This is a genomic window from Streptomyces albicerus (assembly GCF_008905045.1).
GTDB lineage: Bacteria > Actinomycetota > Actinomycetes > Streptomycetales > Streptomycetaceae > Streptomyces > Streptomyces albicerus.
On the sequence record NZ_VWMY01000018.1, the window covers coordinates 79,817 to 95,655 of the forward strand.

The window sequence follows — 15,839 nt, forward strand, 5'->3', positions numbered from 1 at the left end:
ACTTGAGGATTTGGGGATTTGAGGACTCGGCATGTCGGACCTTCTCGGATTCGTACTGAGCGGACTGGTGTCGGGCGCGTTGTACGCGCTGCTCGCCACTGGTCTCGTGCTCTCCTACTCGGCCTCGGGCCTCTTCAACTTCGCACACGGCGCGACCGCTTACCTGTGCGCGCTCGCCTTCTACGAGCTGCACTCGGGCTTCGGCTGGCCCGCCGTACCGACGGCCGTGCTGCTGGTGTGCGTGGTGGCGCCCGTGCTGGGCTGGGGGCTCGACCGGCTGATGTTCCGCAAGCTGGCACGAGTTGGTGAGACGGCTCAAATCGTCGCCACCATCGGGTTGTTGGTGGCGCTGCCTGCGCTGGGGCTGTGGATCGTCGAGCTGCTGGAGGACGCGGGCGCGTCGGTGAAACCCGCCGAGAACCAGTTCGGACTGCCCGGTGTCGGGCCGAGTCCGGCGAAGTCCTGGCAGCTGACGGACGGCGTCGGCATCGACTCGGACCAGCTGATCACCTGGGTCACGACGGCGGTGGTGGCGGTCGGGCTGTGGATCCTGATGCGGCACACCCCACTGGGGCTGAAACTCCGGGCGGCCGTCGACAACCGCTCGCTGGTGGAGCTGCGCGGGATGAGCGCGGACCGGCTGTCGTCGATCGCCTGGATGCTGTCGTCGGGACTCGCGGGCCTGGCGGGCGTCCTGGCCACGCCTCTCCTCGGCCTGTCGGCCCACGACTTCACGCTCTTCCTCTTCGTCTCGGCGACGGCGGCGGTGCTCGGGCGCTTCGTCTCCATCCCGCTGGCGTTCGCGGGCGGGCTCGGGCTCGGGGTGCTGCAGAACCTGGTCGCCGGGTACGCGAGTTTCGCCGAGCGGATCACCGGATTCCGTACCGCCGTGCCGTTCCTGATCCTCTTCGCCGGGCTGCTGCTGATGACGCGGCGCAGTCGTACGGCGGGCACCGCGGCCGTCGACGCGCCGCCGGTCGACTATCTGGCGGGGCGGTCCTGGCTGCGGCGGTGGGGGCCGTGGACGGCGGCCGCGGTCCTGCTCGCGGTGGCCTTCTACACGGTCACGACCCCCTTCTGGAGCGGCATCCTCGCCCAAGGGCTCGCCCTTTCCCTGGTGTTCGTCTCCTTCACGGTGGTGACGGGGCTCGGCGCGATGGTGTCGCTGGCGCAGGCGACCTTCGTGACGGGCGCGGCGCTGGTGGCGGGGCTGCTGATGAGCCATGGTTGGCCGTTCATCGCGGCGGCCGCCGTGGGGACCTGCGCGGCGGCCGTGCTCGGTGCGCTGGTCGCCCTTCCCGCGCTACGGCTCGGCGGCCGCTCGCTGGCCCTCGCGACCCTAGCGCTCGCCTTCCTGGCGGACCAAGTCCTGTTCCAGATCGGCTGGTTGAGGAACGGCGACACGGGGTGGTCGATCCCCCGGCCGGCCTTCGGTCCGGTGGATCTGAACGACGACCGGGCTCTGGGCGTCGCACTGATCGTGCTGGTCGCCGCCGCTGTGGCCGCGCTCAGCGCACTGCGCGGCTCGCCGTCCGGCCGGGCGATGCTCGCGGTGCGCTCGGCGCCCGCGGCGGCGATGGCTTCCGGGGTGTCGGTGGTCCGCACCAAGCTGGTGCTGTTCACGCTGTCGGCCGGACTCGCGGGCTTCGGCGGCGTCATGTACGCGTCCTACAACACCCGTGTCACCGCTACCGACTTCACCGCGATGACCGGACTGATCTGGCTCGCCGTGGTCGTCGCGGCGGGCCTGCGGCGCCCGCAGTTCGCGGTCGTCGCGGGGCTCGTGTACGCCCTCGTACCGCATCTCGTCTCGGACTACGTCACCGAGTCCGTGCACCTTCCGGTGATCCTCTTCGGCCTCGCGGGCCTGGCCCTGGCGAACGATCCGGACGGGTACTGCGCGGCGGTGTCGGTGCGCGCCCATCGGAAGCGGCTGGCGCGCGGGACGCCGAAGGGGACGGAGTCCGGGACGGCCGGTGACGGACTGGCCGCCTCAGAGCCCGGGACGGCTGGTGGGGTGCCGACCGTCACAGAGTCTGGGACCGGTGACGGGTCGACCGTCGCAGAGCCCGGGACGGCTGGTGACCCGTCGGCCGCCGCGGCGGCCGCGTACGGCTCCGGCGCCGACGGTGACGCCCGGCCGACCGCACCCGCCTCCCCCGGCGAGCGGCCCGCCCTCCAGCTCCGCGGCATTCGCGCCGGATACGACGGAGCGCCCGTCCTGCACGGAGTGGACCTCGTGGTCCGCCCCGGCGAGATCCTCGCGCTGCTCGGCCCGAACGGGGCAGGAAAATCGACGACTTGCCGCGTCGCGGCGGGCCTGGTCGCTCCGCTCGGCGGCCGGGTGTACGTCGCCGGACGCGACGCCACCCGGGAAGGAGCCGTACGCCGGTCGCGGGCCGGAGTCGTGCTGGCCCCGGAGGGCCGGGGCATCTTCCCGGCGCTCACCATCGAGGAGAACCTCGCCCTGTATCTGCGTGAGAAGGACCAGCGCGAGGCCGTGTACGAGCGCTTCCCCGGCCTCGCCGGACGGCGCGGCGTCGCCGCCGGTTCCCTCTCCGGCGGTGAACAGCAGATGCTCGCCCTCGCCCCGCTCCTCCAGCGCCCGCCGAAAGTTCTGATCGCGGACGAACCGTCCCTCGGTCTCGCGCCACGCGTGGTCGACGACGTGTTCCGCCTCCTCACCGAACTCCGCGACACCGGAACGGCGTTGCTCCTCGTCGAAGAGAAGGCGACCGAGGTGCTCGGGGTCGCCGACACGGTCGCGTACCTGGCGCAGGGGCGGGTGACGTGGTGCGGTCCACGTGCCGCCGTGGAGGCGGACCGCCTGACGGAGGCGTATCTGGGGCTGGCGGCCGGATCATCCGGCGAACCCGCCGCACCCGAGACCGCGGTGAACTCGGCGATGTCCGCGCCCTCGGCGACGTCGACGGCCTCAGCTGCCTCGGCGACCTCGACGACCTCGGCGACCTCGGCGAAGGACCGGCGCGACTCGGCCGAGAAGGCGATGGCCACGCCCGGGAACCAGCCGGGAGCCGCCGACGAAGAGCCTCCAAGCTCTCCCGACGGCGAGACAGCCGCGCCCCACCCCCGGCCCACGCCGTCCGACACCAAGGGAGTGGTCCGGCCATGACCAGCGTCCCCGCCCTCCAAGCCACCCGCGTCGGCGTCCGCTTCGGCGGAATCCGTGCCCTCGACGACGTGAACCTCGCCCTGCACCCCGGGGAGATCTGCGGGCTCATCGGCCCGAACGGAGCCGGCAAGACCACCCTCTTCGACGTGCTCTCCGGCATCCGCCGGCCCGACGAGGGCCGCGTCCTGCTCGACGGTTCGGACATCACCCGCCGCTCCCCCGTCTGGCGCGCCCGGCACGGGATGCGCCGCACGTTCCAGCGTCAGCAGCTGTTCGGCCAGCTCACGGTGGCCGACAACCTGCTGGTGGCCCAGGAGTGGCACGGTGGCGGAGGCGGGCTCGCGGCCGATCTGGTGGCGGCGCCGACGCGGCGTACGTACGAGAAGGACCGCCGCACCCGGGCCGCGGACGTGCTGCGTACCTGCGGGCTCGACGGCCTCGGCGGGACCTACGCCGGCGCCCTCCCGGTCGGCCGGGCCCGCATGGTCGAACTCGCGCGGGCGGTCGCGGACCCGCCCAGGGTCCTGCTGCTGGACGAACCCGCTTCCGGAATGACAGCTGACGAAAGACGTCATCTGTCATCTGTTATCTGTCATCTGTCAGACCAAGAGGGTTGTGCCGTCCTCCTCGTCGAGCACAACGTCGCCTTCGTCATGGAACTCTCCGCCCGAGTCGTCGTACTCGACCTGGGCCGCGTCCTCTCTGAGGGCACCCCCGCCGAGGTCCACGCCGACCAGCGGGTGAGGGACGCGTACCTGGGCACGACCGCGGGCTGACGGTTCAGACGAGTTGGTAGCCCCGCATGTTCGTGAGCAGGAGGTAGCAGTCCTGCAGGGAGCCCGACGTGTCGCCGAGGGAGCGGTAGATGCCCCACTTGGGGCGTACGCGGTCGGCGAGGAACGTGTCGACGCCCGTCCGGGACTTGTCGATGACGGTCGTGGAGCCGTTCTTGAGGATCCAGCGGACGGAGCCCGCCGAGCCGTTGCCGACCTTGATCTGGAAGTCGACGTCGATCCATTTGTTGTGCAGGGGTTCGAGATCCGTGCGGCCGACGAGGATGTCGTCCTCGAACAGCTTCAGCTCGATGGTCTGCACGCCGTTCACGCGCCTCAGCGACTGCACGACGATCGGGGAGGTCCCGGAGCCGGGCTGCTTCATCTGCATGATGTGGGTGAAGGTGGTGGTCGCCTTCAGGGAGCTCGGGATGTACATCGCGTATGTGACGCGCCAGGTCTGGCCCTCGGTCCACTTGAGGTAGCTGCTGCCGCTCCCCGTGCGCAGGCCGGTGACCTCGTGGCGCTGACGGTCCGTCGAGGTGTCACGGTCGACCGTGTGCATGTTGAAGCGCCAGTTGTCGCCCGTGGCGTAGATGTGCGGGGACGCGGCGGGGTGCGAGTCGGCGCGGTCGTCCTCGATGGTCTCGAAGGCGCCGAGCCCGTCGGCGCGCGCCGACGGGGACCATTTGAGTTGCCAGGCGGCGGCGTGCGCGCCGGTGGCGGCGGGCAGGCCGACGGCCGTCGCCGCGCCGCCGAGTGCCGCGCCGAGCAGGTTCCGTCTTGTGGGGGTCATGGGGCTCTCACCTCGTCGTCGAGTTCATGTACATGTACCTCGTTCACCGACGTGTAACAGAGTTCCCGGCATGACGGGACGCGGTCAATGGTTCGGACCTGCGTGCTCGGGTACCTTTCCAGCCAATCTCCGATTCGATCGGCGAACGCACGGGACAGGAATGCACAACGGACCGTGATCGTTGACGATGGGAGTACCACCCGACGACTGAAGGATCGAGAGCTCGTGAGCAAGGTCCCCCCGATCATCCTGAACAACGGCGTCGAGATGCCTCAGCTGGGCTTCGGTGTCTGGCAGGTGCCGGACGACGAGGCGGAGCGAGCCGTCGCCACCGCGCTGGAGGCCGGGTACCGCAGCATCGACACCGCCGCGATCTACGGCAACGAAGAGGGCACCGGCAAGGGTCTCGCCGCCTCCGGTGTCGCCCGGAAGGACCTCTTCGTCACCACCAAGCTCTGGAACGGCGACCAGGGGTACGAGGCGACGCTGCGCGCCTTCGACGCGTCTCTGGAGAAGCTCGGCCTCGATTACATCGACCTGTATCTCATCCACTGGCCGATGCCGGCCCGGGGCACGTACATCGACACGTACAAGGCCTTCGAGAAGCTCCACGCGGACGGCCGCGCCAAGTCCATCGGTGTCTCCAACTTCCTTCCGGAGCACCTGGAGAAGCTGATCGAGGCGACGTCCGTCATCCCGGCCGTCAACCAGATCGAGCTGCACCCGCATCTGCAGCAGCGCGCGGCCCGTGAGTACCACGCGGAGCAGGGCATCGCCACGGAGGCCTGGTCGCCGCTCGGCCAGGGCAGGGGCCTCCTGGAGGTCCCTGCCATCGTGGCCATCGCCCAGAAGCACGGCCGTACGCCCGCGCAGGTCGTTCTGCGCTGGCACCTCCAGCTCGGGAACGTGGTGATTCCGAAGTCCGTGACGCCGTCCCGGATCCAGGAGAACATCGAGGTCTTCGACTTCTCCCTGGACACCGAGGACATCGCCGCGATCAGCGCACTCAACGAGGACCGCCGTCTGGGCCCCGACCCGGCGGTGCTCAACACGGCCTGACCGCAGGGTCGTACGACAACCGAAGCCGCCGCCCGATGCGTTCGGGCGGCGGCTTCGTCATGAGTGCCGGCGCTCTGCCGACGCGGTGTCGTGGATGCGGCGGGCGGGTGAGCCAAGGCGCGGCCTCCTCGCCGCGGGGCCGGAGATCGGCCAGGCTCGCGCGAGTACCCGTGCAGGGGTCACGCATACGTCCATGCAGGTCACGTAGATGTCCATGCATTCGTCGGAGGCACGTCGCCTTGTCGCGCGGCTTCCCCGAAGCCCAGAGGGGTCCCCACTTTGCGCATTCGAACTCTCGCCCTCGCCACGACCGCCGGTGCCGCGCTGCTCGCCGCCGCGGCGCTCCCGGCGGACGCCGTACCCGCGCGGGCACAGGCGGACGCCGTCCCCGCGCAGGCCCGGGAGGGAAGCGTCACCGCCGACGCCCTGCTCGCGAAGGTGACGTCCTGTTCGCAGATCTCGAACGGCAGATACCGCACCGACGAGAACACGGCGGCCACCGTCCCCGTGTGCGACAAGAACGGCGCGGTGTTCTGGAAGGCCGACATGGACATCGACTGCGACGGCCAGGTCACCGCGGAGTGCAACGAAGACACCGACCCGTGGTTCCAGGACCAGACGGCCTTTCCCCAGTCCGACGGCAGGCCGCTGAACTCCGAGACGCTCCCGCACGTCGTCGTGCCCAGCCCCAGCGGCATCTGGGACTACGCCGGCGCCGGCGTCAAGGGCGGCAGTGTGGCGGCGGTGATCTACGACAACCAGGTCCAGTACGCGGTCGTCGGCGACACCGGCCCCTCGAAGATCATCGGCGAGGCCTCGTACGCCACCGCCCGGGCCCTCGGCATCGATCCCGACCCGGCGACCGGCGGCACCGGCTCGGGAGTGACGTACATCGTCTTCACCAACTCCCGCGTCTCCCCGATCGAAAGCCACAGCGCGGCGGTGTCCCTCGGTGAGGAACTGGCGAAGCGGTTCCTGCAGAACAACTGAGTAAGACGTAGGAGTGGGCAGGCGGAGCTCCGGCCCGCCCGGCAGCACGAGGCCGGGCGGGCCGGAAACCCGTCAGCCCCCGTGGCTCAGACCGGCTGGCCGATCGGCCGTACGACCACGGTGTTCACATCGACTCCGCTCGGCTGCCGGATCGCCCAGACGACCGACTCCGCGAGCTGGTCCGAGGTGAGCAGGTGCCCGGGCGGCAGGCTGCCGTAGCTGTCCCAGAACGGTGTCTCCACGCGGACGGGCGAGATCAGGGTGACTCCCACGCCGTACTCGGTGACCTGTCGCCGGGTGTTCTCGGCGAGCCCGGTCACGGCCCACTTCGTCGCGCCGTAGAGGTTGCCGGGCCCGTGGACGTGCCCGGCGACGCTGCCGACGAGCACGGTCCGCCCCCGTGTCTCCTTCAGCCGGTCGATCGACGCGCGGATGAGCAGCGCGGGCCCGAGCACGTTGGTCAGCACCATGTCCCGCCAGCCGGCCGGATCGCCCTCGGCGACGGTGTCGTGCGTGGCGAACCCGGCGTTGGCGACGACGGTGTCGAGCCGTCCGAACTCCTTCACCGTCGCCTCGACGGCCGCCTGGACGTGGTCGTAGTCGGCCGCGTCCCCGCGATGGTCAACAGCGCCTCGGGCTCGCCAAGTTGCTCCGCGAACCCGCGCAAGCGCTCCACCCCGCGCCCCGTCACCCGGTGCCTCTGAAGCGCACTCGATGTCAACCCATGCCGGCAGGGGCTGCACCCCGTCGCGAAGCGCCTACGCCTTCACTCCCACATGCACTGTCATCGCCGTTAGCACGAACATGTCCGGCCGGTGATACACACTTGCCTTGTCGTCCCGGTCGAGAAGTCGGTCGAGCGTAGCCAGATCATCCGCGTCGAGTCCCTCGGCGAGGCCCTCACGCCGGTGGGCAAGGCTGGTGGCGACGAACGTGCGCCCCTCGTCCGACAGCGGCGCGGGCAGATCAAGCAGAAACGAACGAGTCGCGGCATGGCGCAGCCCGACCGCGGTCAGCAGGGCCGGCCAGTCCTCGGTCTCCTCGACGGCACCGGGCAGGTCGGCCCGCATCCGCGCGAACCACTCCTCCTGGACCGCGTCCAGCCGGGACTGCAGGCCGGGGCGGCCGATGCCGATGTCGCGCGGGAGGTAGCGCGAGGGCAGACCGCCCTCCAGCAGGGCCAGGGTGCCGCCGGGCGCGAGCCGGTCGGCGAACCCGGCGAGGGCGCCCCGCTGGTCCCCGACATGGTGCAGGGACCTGCTGGCCCAGAGGAGATCGGCCGGGTACTCCAAGTCACCCAGACCGTCGGCGAGTTCGGCTTCCAGCGTGCTGAAGCGGTCGGCGATGCCGAGGCGGGCGGCGCGGGCGCGGGCCGCCTCCAGGAGGGACTCGGCTCCGTCCACGGCGACGACCCGGGCCTTCGGGAACGTGTCGGCGAGGAGGCAGGAGATGACGCCGGGGCCGCTGCCCGCGTCCACGATCAGCTCGGGCTCCGGCTGCAGCTCCCGCAGCCAGGCCGCCGCCTGCGTGTAGACCGGGGTGAACAGTTCGGCCTCCTGCTCCAGCATCGGGAGCATCTCGGCGAAGTCGATGTGGGTGTGATCGTGACCGTGGTCTTGGGCGTGTTCGTGATCGTGTGCCATGGTTCCGAGCCTCTCGTTCGGGATGCCATCAGCGTGCTCCGCCACTCCCGGAAACGGCCACCCGTGTTGCGGAAACAGCAAAGCCGGGCGGCAAAAACAGGGCAGCAAAAACAGGGGGTGACAAAATGAGATGCGCCCGCGTGGCCCCGTGATCCAGCATGTCCCCCATGGACGACGTCATGGTGGAGCGCTTCCTCGAAGACGGTTTCGTGAAGCTCGAGGGCGCCTTCCCGCCGCGCGTCGCTACGCACTGTGCGCGGCTGCTGTGGCGGGAGACCGGCTGCGACCCGGACGATCCGTCGACCTGGGACAAGCCCGTGCACTGGGTGCACGACATGGCGCAAGGGCCGTTCGCCGCCGCGGTCAACACCCCTGCGCTGCATGAGGCGTTCGACCTCTTGGTGGGCGAGGACCGGTGGCTGTCGCGCTACTCGCTGGGCACTTTCCCGCTGCGCTTCCCGCACGAGGAGGAGCCGGAGGACGCGGGCTGGCACATCGAGGGCAGCTACCAGCCCGAGGGCGCCACTTGGCCCTACACCAATGTCCGCTCGAAGGACCGGGCGCTGCTGATGCTCTTCCTCTTCAGCGAGGTCACCGAGGAGGACGCGCCGACTCGCATCCGGGTCGGCTCCCACCTCGACGTGCCCAAGATCCTGGAGCCGTACGGGGAAGAGGGTGTCTCGGGGCTGGAAATCGCCCCGCAACTCGTCGAGGCCTCCGCGCACCGCCCGCTCGCGTACGCCACCGGCAGCCCGGGCGACGTCTACCTCTGCCACCCCTTCCTCGTCCACGCCGCCCAGCCGCATCACGGGACGCGCCCCCGTTTCATGGCCCAGCCGCCACTGATGCCGGCGGTGCCGTACGAACTGGACCGCCCCGACGAGAACTACTCGGCAGTGGAGTTCGCGATCCGCCGGGGCCTGGGCCGGAGCAACTGAAAGTTCCCCGCGCCCCCGTAAGGGGCGCGGGGAACTGCGCGACCAGCCACATTCAACCCGCAGACGAAATGGCGGCCCGCATTACCAGCGCAACCAGCGGAGCGTCAGAGCGCCGGGTACGCGTTCTTCATGAGCTCCTGGAACTGCGCTGAGAACCAGTGCCCGGACAGGGGCGAGTTCGGCAGCGCGCCGGACATGTTGTTGTTGTTCCGCGGGTTGCCCTCATACGTGGGGTCGCACATCCGGTCGAAGCCCTTGCCCTCGTCGTTCGGGATCGCCGAGCTGGAGCCGTCGGACTCGCCCGGGGGCTTCATCCACACGTAGGCGTCGATACCGGTGGCCGGAGCGGCCTGCGGACGCTCGCCGAGGCCGGCGCCCGACTGGTTGCACCAGTTGCCGGTGTTGAGGCGGCGGTCGTAGCGGCCGCCGTCGACGTAGGTGTCCACGCTGGTCTGCGGACCGGGTCCGGCGGGCCGGGCCGTGCCGCCCCAGCCGTTCCTGGACGTGTCGATCAGCATGCCGATGTCGGACTTGAAGCCGACCGAGACGAGCTTGTCGCGGAAGGCCTGGGCGAAGGACAGCTCGTCGAGGTAGCGGTTCCAGTCGACCCACTTGGACTCACGGACCGACTTGCCGGCCACGTTGTCGTTGATGGTGAAGTTGTTCTCCTTCAGGGCGCTGTAGTTCGCCGTGTTGGTGATGAAGCCGTGCACGTCGTCGACCGTCGCGCCCTCGGCGGTGGCCGCCTGCTTGAAGGTGTCGGCGGACGCGCCGAAGTTGTCGTCCCAGCCGATCCAGCCGTGGTGGCCGGCGTCGACGTAGTTGTAGACGTTGGGTATGGCGCCCAGCTTGTTCAGCGCGTAGCCGACGCCCTTCACGTAGTTGCCGTTCGCCTTCATGGTGTCGCAGGCGGGTACGGCGGTGGGCCGGCTGCCGGTGTTGGTGACGAGGTTCGGCAGTGAGTCGATCTCGACGGTGGTGACGATGCGCAGACCCGCGTACTTGCTGTCGGCGAGGATCGCCGCGATCGGGTCGATGTACTGGGTCTTGTACTTGTCGATCTCCGTCGGGCCGAGTTCGCCGTTCGACGCCAGTGCGGCGCAGTCACGCCCAGGCAGGTTGTAGATGACCAGTTGGACGACCAGTTCGTCGGAGCCCTTCTGCTCCAGCGCCGCGTCGAGGTGGGCGCGCAGGCCCATGCCGCCGTTCACGCCGTTGATCGCGACGATCCGGTCGAGCCATACGCCCGTGGGCTGGTTGGCGATGCGGCTGCCACCTGTTTCGGCGCGGGCCTTCGCGGACCACTCCGGGTTCACGTACACCTTGGCACCCGAGTACGGGTTGTCGACCTTGGGGCCGGTCGGGTCCGGCGGGTCCGTGGGGCCGCCGCCACCGTCGTCGACGTTGCAGGTCACGCCGTCGAGGGTGAAGGTCGTGGGCAGCGCGTTGGTGCCGCTGTAGGTGCCGTTGAAGCCGAAACTCACCGAACTCCCGGCCGCCATCGTGCCGTTGTAGCTCTCGTTGGCGGCGGTGACCTCGGTGCCGCTCTGGCTGAGCTTCGCGTTCCAGCCGCTGGTGATCTTCTGGTTTCCGGCGTACGACCACTTCACGGCCCAACTCGACTTGGCCGCACTGTTGTTGGTGACGGTGACCGCGGCGGTGAAGCCGGAGTCCCACTGGTTCTGCACCTTGTAGTCGACGGTGCAGGGGACGGCGGCCGCGCCGACGTCGGAGGGTATCGCCGCGACGGCGGCGCCCGCGGTGCCGGCGACCAGCGCCAACGCCGCGAGGAGTGCTGTTCTCGTACGGCTCATGTGCGGGGTGTCCTATCCGTCGAGGGAGCGCAGGTGATCGCGCAGCCCGATGCCGAACGACGTGGGAGTGCCGTCGTAGTTGGAGATCAGGGCGGGCCCGGAGTTGCAGTTCCAGGTGTTCCAGGTCCAGCCGAGGTACGAGAGGTCACGCTCGTCGAACCACGCCATGACGCGGTCGATGAAGGAGTGCGCGCAGGTGTTCTCGCCGATCTCACCCGCCACGAGCGGGACTTGGGCCGCGACCGGCGCGAGCGTGGAGTTCCAGCAGCTTTCGTCGGAGCAGGTGTTGAAGTTGTAGACGTGCCAGGCGGCGACGAGATTGCCGGTGGGATCGTTCGGCTTGTACGTCAGCCACTGGCTCAGGTCGTTCGAGTACGCGAGGCCGCCGGCCAGGATCGGGTTCGTGGCGCCGGTGTCGCGGATCGCGTCGATCAGGTCCTGCATTCCGGCGACCTCGTAGCCGATGCCGGGGCAGGTGCCGCCGTCGCGCCAGCAGGTCCACGCCTGGGTGGCGGTGGAGGTGGCGCGGTCCGGGTAGGGCTCGTTGAACAGGTCGAAGACGACGGTCGCGTCGTCCTTGAAGGTGCTCGCGACCGAGGCCCAGAAGGACGGCGTGTACTGCATGTTGGGCATCGGTTTCTGGCAGGTGGCGTGCACGTCTGAGCAGCCCGCCGAGTTGCCGGTGTACTGGCCGTGGGACCAGTGCAGTTCGAGCATCGGTGTCATGCCGTGCGCCTTGACCTTCGCCACCAGGTCCTTGACGGCGGAGATGTAGTTGGCGCCGCCGTACTCGGGCTTGATGTTGGAAAGGCCCAGCCAGCACTCCTCGTTGAGCGGAATGCGGACCGTGTTGGCGTTCCAGTCGGCGATCGCCTTCACGGACGCGTCGTCGACCGGGCCGTCGAAGATGCCGTAGCCCTGGACGCACATGAACTCACCGCCGGAGCGGTTGACGCCGAGCAGCCGGCGGGTCGCGCCTTTCTCGTCGACCAGTTTGTTGCCGGAGACCTTCAGGGCGGGCGGCCCGTCCGTCGGGTCCGGCGGATCCGTCGGGTCGGTCGGATCCGGGGACGGCTCCGAATCAACGTTGCACGTCGTGCCGTTGAGCTTGAAGGCCGTGGGCGCGGCGTTGCTCCCCGACCACGAGGCGAGGAACCCGGCGCTGATGCTCGCGCCGGTGCCGAGCGAGCCGTTCCAGCTCTCGTTGGCCGCGGTCACCGTCGTACCGGACTGGGACCACTTGGCGTTCCAGCCCTGACTGACCTTCTGGCCGCCGGCCAGGTCGAAGGTGAGGCTCCAACTGCTCACCGGTGCCGTGTTGTTGGTGACTTTCACGGCGCTCTGGAAGCCGCTGTCCCACTGGCTGGTGACCGAGTACTCCACCGTGCAGGCGGGGGCGGCTCCGGAAGCCGTGACGACCGGCGCGACCGCGGTGCCCACGAGGGCGGCCGCGGCGGCGCCGATCACTAAAAGAGGTAAACGCGGGGGGTGTCGCATGAGCGACTCCTTACAGCTCGGTCGCGTCGTGACAGACGCGTCGACTGATGGAATCGCTCCCACTGGTGCGGATGAAGGTAGCGCCAAGTGATGGTAAAGGACAGAGGAGTTGCACTCTTGATCTATCGAATCATTTCGACTCTTCAAACACCTTGACCCCTTCCACCCCCCTCTCCAATATGGGAGCGCTCCCACTGGTTCAAGGCTTGTTGCTCCTCCCCCCATCTCCGAGCCGCAAGGAGAGGAACCAGAACATGGCACCCAGACGGAGACGCCGCCTGGCGCGGCGATTGTGGACCGCCATGGTGGCGGCCCTCGCACTCCCGATCACGACACTGGCGACCGGCACCGGGGCAACTCCCGCCCAAGCGGCGGCAGTTCAGTGCAGCGTCGACTACAAGACGAACGACTGGGGCTCCGGTTTCACCGCCGAGCTCACGCTCACCAACCGCGGCACGGAGGCGATCAGCGGCTGGACCCTGACGTACGACTACGCGGGCAACCAGCAGCTCAGCAACGGCTGGAGCGGCACCTGGGCGCAGTCCGGCAAGACGGTCACCGTGAAGAACGCCTCCTACAACGGCACGATCGCCGTCGGGGCCGCCGTCACCGCGGGTGCCCAGTTCACGTACAGCGGCAGCAACGCCGCGCCCACGTCCTTCGCGATCAACGGCACGGCCTGCACCGGCGCCCACCAGCCGCCGATCACCGTGCTGACCAGCCCCGCCGCGGGTGCCGTCTACTCCCAGGGCGACGCGGTCCCGCTCGCGGCGACCGCCGCGGCCGCGGACGACGCGACGATCAGCAAGGTCGAGTTCTACGACGACACGACGCTGCTCGGCACCGACACCACCTCGCCGTACACGCTGTCGGCCAATAGCTTGACCGTGGGCAGTCATTCGCTCCTCGCTAAGGCGTACGACAGCCTGGGCGCGTCGGCGGAGTCCACACCGGTCGGCATCACGGTCGCCTCGGGTCCCGCCGTGGTGGCCTCACCGAACCAACTCGGCGTCCAGCAGGGCAAGACGGGCACGTACGACGTGAAGCTGTCGACCCAGCCATCGGCGAACGTGACCGTGACGACAGCTCGTGCGAGCGGCAACGCGGGGCTGTCCGTCACCGGCGGCGGATCGCTCACCTTCACCCCGTCGAACTGGAACACGGCGCAGAAGGTGACCGTCACCGCCGACGCCTCTGGCACCGGTTCGGCGAGCTTCGAGTCGACGGCCACCGGGCACGCGAAGGCCGCGGTCACCGTCACGCAGCTCGCCGCGTCGAAGGCGTACGACGCCCGCTTCCTGGAGCTCTACGGGAAGATCACCAACCCGGCGAACGGCTACTTCTCCCCCGAGGGCATCCCGTACCACTCGGTCGAGACGCTGATCGTCGAGGCGCCCGACCACGGCCATGAGACGACGTCGGAGGCGTACAGCTATCTGCTCTGGCTCCAGGCCATGTACGGCAAGGTCACGGGCGACTGGTCCAGGTTCAACGGCGCCTGGGAGATCATGGAGAAGTTCATGATCCCCACGAAGGCCGACCAGCCGACGAACTCCTTCTACAACGCCTCGAAGCCGGCGACGTACGCGCCCGAGCACGACACCCCGAACGAGTACCCGGCGCAGCTCGACACCGGTGTCTCGGTCGGCTCGGACCCGATCGCCTCGGAGCTGAAGAGTGCGTACGGCACGGACGACGTCTACGGCATGCACTGGCTGCAGGACGTCGACAACGTCTACGGGTACGGCAACTCGCCGGGCAAGTGCGAGGCGGGGCCGACCGACACCGGTCCCTCGTACATCAACACCTTCCAGCGCGGGTCGCAGGAGTCGGTGTGGGAGACGGTGCCCCAGCCCACCTGCGACGCCTTCAAGTACGGCGGCACGAACGGGTACTTGGACCTGTTCACCAAGGACGCCTCGTACGCCAAGCAGTGGAAGTTCACCAACGCGCCCGACGCCGACGCGCGTGCCGTGCAGGCCGCGTACTGGGCCGACATCTGGGCCGAGGAGCAGGGCAAGGGCTCCGAGGTGTCGGCGACGGTCGGCAAAGCGGCGAAGATGGGCGACTATCTCCGCTACTCCATGTACGACAAGTACTTCAAGAAGATCGGCAACTGCGTCGGCCCGTCGACCTGCCCCGCAGGCACCGGCAAGGATGCCTCGCACTACCTGCTGAACTGGTACTACGCGTGGGGCGGCGCCACCGACACCTCGGCGGGCTGGGCCTGGCGCATCGGTTCCAGCCACACCCACGGCGGCTACCAGAACCCCCTGGCGGCGTACGCGCTCAGCTCGTACGCCGACCTGAAGCCCAAGTCGGCGACAGGACAGGCGGACTGGGCGAAGTCACTGGACCGGCAGCTGGAGTTCTACCGCTGGCTGCAGTCGAGCGAAGGTGCCATCGCGGGCGGCGCGACCAACAGCTGGGCGGGCCGGTACGCGACACCGCCGACCGGTACGCCGACCTTCTACGGCATGTACTACGACGAGAAGCCCGTCTACCACGACCCGCCGTCCAACCAGTGGTTCGGCTTCCAGGCGTGGTCGATGGAGCGGGTCGCCGAGTACTACCAGCAGACGGGTGACGCGGACGCCAAGGTCGTCCTCGACAAGTGGGTCGACTGGGCGCTGTCCAAGACCACCGTCAATCCGGACGGCACCTTCCGCATTCCCAACACGCTCCAGTGGTCGGGCAAGCCCGACACCTGGAACGCCTCAAGTCCCGGCGCCAACACGGGGCTTCACGTCACCGTCGCCGACTACACGGACGACGTGGGCGTGGCGGCCGCGTACGCCAAGACCCTGACGTACTACGCCGACCGCTCCGGTGACACCGAGGCCGCGACGACGGCGAAGGCGCTGCTCGACGGCATGTGGGAGAACAACCAGGACGCGCTGGGCATCGCGGTCCCGGAGACCCGCGCCGACTACAACCGCTTCGACGACGGCGTGTACGTCCCTAACGGCTGGACCGGAACGATGCCGAACGGCGACGCCATCAACTCGTCGTCGACCTTTGACTCGATCCGCTCGTTCTACGAGGACGACCCCGCCTGGTCGAAGATCGAGTCCTACCTGGCGGGCGGCGCCGCGCCCTCCTTCACGTATCACCGGTTCTGGGCCCAGGCGGACATAGCACTCGCCATGGGCTCGTACGCGGAGCTACTCGAATAGCCCCCGCCAAGCGCTCCGCG

General features: G+C 69.2%; 10 protein-coding genes and 1 pseudogene. 6 read left to right on the top strand and 5 right to left on the bottom strand.

Annotation, left to right across the window (positions count from 1 at the left end; all coding sequences use genetic code 11):
- The first annotated feature begins 31 nt into the window (after window positions 1-31).
- Both GAS53_RS17735 and GAS53_RS17740 read left to right on the top strand, forming a co-directional pair.
- Window positions 32-3,133 carry an ABC transporter permease subunit gene (locus GAS53_RS17735; protein ID WP_225858965.1) on the top strand — a complete coding sequence of 1,034 codons (3,102 nt, stop codon included), beginning with the start codon at window positions 32-34 and terminating at the stop codon, window positions 3,131-3,133.
- Window positions 3,130-3,909, top strand: coding sequence for an ABC transporter ATP-binding protein (locus GAS53_RS17740; protein WP_151478583.1), 780 nt, complete (start codon window positions 3,130-3,132; stop codon window positions 3,907-3,909). Before GAS53_RS17735 ends, GAS53_RS17740 begins: the two co-directional genes overlap by 4 nt.
- Before the next feature lie 4 nt (window positions 3,910-3,913).
- Here GAS53_RS17740 and GAS53_RS17745 read toward each other — a convergent pair whose 3' ends face one another.
- Window positions 3,914-4,702 carry a heparin lyase I family protein gene (locus GAS53_RS17745; protein ID WP_151478584.1) on the bottom strand — a complete coding sequence of 263 codons (789 nt, stop codon included), beginning with the start codon at window positions 4,700-4,702 and terminating at the stop codon, window positions 3,914-3,916.
- A gap of 267 nt (window positions 4,703-4,969) precedes the next feature.
- Here GAS53_RS17745 and GAS53_RS17750 point away from each other — a divergent pair, with 267 nt between their 5' ends.
- Window positions 4,970-5,761, top strand: coding sequence for an aldo/keto reductase (locus GAS53_RS17750; protein WP_151478673.1), 792 nt, complete (start codon window positions 4,970-4,972; stop codon window positions 5,759-5,761).
- Between the two features lie 279 nt (window positions 5,762-6,040).
- On the top strand, window positions 6,041-6,751 hold the full coding sequence (locus GAS53_RS17755; protein WP_151478585.1) for a glycoside hydrolase family 75 protein: 711 nt from the start codon (window positions 6,041-6,043) through the stop codon (window positions 6,749-6,751).
- Between the two features lie 86 nt (window positions 6,752-6,837).
- On the opposite strand, the pseudogene GAS53_RS17760 reads toward GAS53_RS17755, so the two are convergent.
- Both GAS53_RS17760 and GAS53_RS17765 read right to left on the bottom strand, forming a co-directional pair.
- Window positions 6,838-7,451 (bottom strand): annotated as a pseudogene (locus GAS53_RS17760) (SDR family oxidoreductase); the annotation flags it as partial.
- A gap of 58 nt (window positions 7,452-7,509) precedes the next feature.
- A complete protein-coding gene (locus tag GAS53_RS17765; protein ID WP_151478586.1) occupies window positions 7,510-8,394 on the bottom strand; it encodes a class I SAM-dependent methyltransferase in 885 nt (294 codons plus the stop codon).
- A 167-nt stretch (window positions 8,395-8,561) separates the two neighbouring features.
- Between GAS53_RS17765 and GAS53_RS17770 the strand changes: the two genes are divergently transcribed.
- The gene (locus GAS53_RS17770) at window positions 8,562-9,332 is read left to right on the top strand and encodes a phytanoyl-CoA dioxygenase family protein (RefSeq protein WP_151478587.1); all 771 of its coding nucleotides are present in this window, start codon (window positions 8,562-8,564) and stop codon (window positions 9,330-9,332) included.
- 104 nt (window positions 9,333-9,436) lie between these two features.
- Here the strand turns inward: GAS53_RS17770 and GAS53_RS17775 are convergent, their stop codons facing one another.
- Window positions 9,437-11,146: a glycoside hydrolase family 6 protein gene (locus GAS53_RS17775; protein ID WP_151478588.1), complete on the bottom strand. Its 1,710-nt coding sequence runs from the start codon at window positions 11,144-11,146 to the stop codon at window positions 9,437-9,439.
- 12 nt (window positions 11,147-11,158) lie between these two features.
- Window positions 11,159-12,643 (bottom strand): cellulase family glycosylhydrolase, encoded by a 1,485-nt coding sequence (locus GAS53_RS17780; RefSeq protein WP_151478589.1) that lies wholly within the window; start codon window positions 12,641-12,643, stop codon window positions 11,159-11,161.
- A gap of 254 nt (window positions 12,644-12,897) precedes the next feature.
- Here GAS53_RS17780 and GAS53_RS17785 point away from each other — a divergent pair, with 254 nt between their 5' ends.
- Window positions 12,898-15,819 carry a glycoside hydrolase family 48 protein gene (locus GAS53_RS17785; RefSeq protein ID WP_151478590.1) on the top strand — a complete coding sequence of 974 codons (2,922 nt, stop codon included), beginning with the start codon at window positions 12,898-12,900 and terminating at the stop codon, window positions 15,817-15,819.
- Window positions 15,820-15,839 lie beyond the last annotated feature (20 nt).